The 2,094-nt window shown below is 70.2% G+C and carries 2 protein-coding genes; both read right to left on the bottom strand.

Annotation, left to right across the window (positions count from 1 at the left end):
- Positions 1-56: 56 nt before the first annotated feature.
- Entirely contained in the window at positions 57-629 is a 573-nt protein-coding gene (locus ACH4YP_RS47985) for a YbhB/YbcL family Raf kinase inhibitor-like protein (protein WP_398497926.1), read from the bottom strand.
- A gap of 196 nt (positions 630-825) precedes the next feature.
- Positions 826-2,094, bottom strand: a 1,269-nt coding sequence (locus tag ACH4YP_RS47990) for an MDR family MFS transporter (RefSeq protein ID WP_398497927.1), incomplete at its 5' end; no start/stop codon positions are given.

Consider the following 2,094-nt stretch of genomic DNA (forward strand, 5'->3'; position numbering starts at 1 on the left):
ACCCCTTCACCTCGGCGCGCGCGTGAATGATCGAGGCGGGGTGTTGTCGGTGCGGGTCAGCGTTCCACGGTGCCGATGAGTCGGCCTCGGGCGAGGACGGGTGCGGCGATGGAGGGCAGGAGGGCGCTGGGCCTTGCTTTGTCCGGTCCGGTTTTGCCGGGGACGGTGGCCAGGGGGGTCGCGAGGGCGAAGAGCTGGAAGGTGTAGTGGTGCGGTCCGTGGCCCTTGATGGGTGCGGGTCCGTGGTACCCGCGTCCGATGGTGGAGCGCAGCACCGTGACGCCGGGGGCGGGCTGCTGTGCGGCGAGGGCGCCGGGGGCGAGGTCGCGGACCGCCGGGTCGATGAGGACGACGCAGTGGACGGCGGGCTTGGGGGTGGGGACGTCGGTGTCCTCGACGACCAGCAGTAGTTGGGCGGTGCCCGCCGGCGGCGGGTTCCAGGCCAGGTGGGGGGAGAGGTTCTGGCCGCCCGCGTTCTTGGCGTGGTGCTCCGGCGGGATCGTGCCGCCGTGGTCGAAGTTCCGGCTGCTGAGGTCCAGCAGTTCGGGGCCGTGCAGGTTCGGGCGATTCCACGCGGCGTGGGTCTCGCCTGACCTGCGGTTCTTCAGCAGTCGGCCGAGGATGGCCATCGTGTTGCTCCCAGCGTGTCGAGGGTTTCATCGGTTTCATCGGGGGTGGCGGTTCCGCCGGGCTCGGGAGGATCCGTCCGGTGCTGTGGCGGTGTGCCTCGGCGTCCGTGCCGGTGTCAGTGGTGGTGAGGCCGGCCTGCGTGGCGCGGTGGTGGTCGGCCCCCAGGAGCTCAGGTGCTCAGGCGGTCTCCGGTGCTCAGGCGGTCTCAGGTGACTTGATGGCTTCTGGCTGCTTGACGGCTTCCGTCGGGGTGCGGCCGGGCAGCAGCAGGCTCAGTACGAGGGAGAGGGCGGTGAAGCCGGCTGCCCACCAGAATGCCTGGTCGAAGGCGTGCGCGGCCTGGGCCGCCGACCCCGGACGGTGGCGCAGGGCGATGTCGAGGATGACGGCGAGTACCGCGACGCCGAAGGACCCGCCGATCTGCTGTGTGATGCGGGTGATGATGCCGGCGTGCGGTATCTGGTCACGCCGAAGGCCGACGAACGCGGCCGCTTGCAGGGGAATGGACACGGCGGCGAGTCCGAAGCCACGGACCACGAGTACCGCCATCAGGAACCACTTGCTGGTCGTGGCCGAGGCCAGTGCGAAGGGCACGGTGGAGAGTCCGACGATCGCGAAGCCGGTGAAGGCGACCCACTTGGCCCCGATTCTGTCGCTGAGTCCGCCGGCCAGCGGGCGGCTCAGGAGCGCGCCGATGCCCAGGGGGGCGACCAGCAGGCCGGCGTGGAGCGCGTCGGCTCCGCGCACCTGCTGCCAGTACAGCGGCAGTAGTGCCATGCCGCCGTAGAGCGCGGCTCCGGACAGGAACATCGACGCGGATGCGGACGCGAGCGGGCGGTGCGTGAGCAGCCTGACGTCGACCAGCGCGTTGGCGGCGCGACGGACCGAGTACAGGGCGAATATCAGCAGCAGGAGTGCGCCGACCAGGAGTGGGGCGAACGAGTCGGTGCGGGCGAAGCCGCCTGCCTGCGAGGAGTTGGTGAGACCGAGCAGGATCGCGACCAGGCCGGGTGAGAGCAGCAGCCAGCCGAGGGTGTCGAAGCGCGGACGCGCGTCGGTGGCGTCCGGGTCCAGCATCCGCCAGGCGAGTATGAAGCCGACCACGCAGAACGGGACGTTCACCCAGAACAGCCACCGCCAGTCGAGCCAGTTCAGAAGGGCGCCGCCGATCACCGGGCCCACGATCGGTCCGACCACGAACGGCAGGGTGACGATCGACATCGTGCGCCCCAGTGCTCTGCCTGCCGCCGCTTGCATGATCATCGTCGAGAACAGCGGGAGCATGAGCCCCCCGCCGAACCCCTCGACGATCCTGAAGACGATGAGGCTTTCGGCGTTCCAGGCCAGGCTGCACAGAATCGAGCCGACCAGGAACACGGTCAGCGCGAACATCCACACCCGTCTGCCGCCGAAGCGGGACTGGGCCCAGCCCGCGAGCGGAATCGACACACCGAGCGCCAGCAG

Source organism: Streptomyces sp. NPDC020747, assembly GCF_044334695.1.
GTDB lineage: Bacteria > Actinomycetota > Actinomycetes > Streptomycetales > Streptomycetaceae > Streptomyces.

Excerpts from the sequence above, each read along its gene's own strand:
- ACH4YP_RS47985 (WP_398497926.1), bottom strand. The coding sequence starts at position 629 with ATGGCCATCCTCGGCCGACTGCTGAAGAACCGCAGGTCAGGCGAGACC.